This is a genomic window from Pantoea sp. Fr+CA_20, from assembly GCF_024520835.1.
Taxonomy (GTDB): Bacteria; Pseudomonadota; Gammaproteobacteria; order Enterobacterales; family Enterobacteriaceae; genus Pantoea; species Pantoea allii.
Genome location: NZ_JALNPN010000064.1, coordinates 1 through 264 on the forward strand (window position 1 = coordinate 1; position 264 = coordinate 264).

Annotated in this window: 1 protein-coding gene; it reads right to left on the reverse strand. The window is 61.0% G+C overall.

Annotation, left to right across the window (positions count from 1 at the left end):
- Positions 1–264: IS3 family transposase (locus NR177_RS23825; protein ID WP_256853806.1), on the reverse strand; the 264-nt coding region annotated here is incomplete at both ends.

The window sequence follows — 264 nt, forward strand, 5'->3', positions numbered from 1 at the left end:
GCTGGCAAGTGCATCCATGACAAAATCCATCGACCATGTCAGGTTCGGCGCATCCGGGCGAAGAAGCGGAAGCCGCTCAGTCGCCAGTCCCTTGCGGCGTCGCCTGCGTTTTACACTCAGGCCGTTGAGATGACAGATGCGGTATACCCGCTTGTGGTTGACGTGAAGGCCCTCCCGACGCAGTAGCTGCCAGATGCGCCGGTAACCAAAGCGGCGGCGCTCAAGTGCCAGCTCTGTGATGCGTAGAGACAGCTGCGCGTCAGC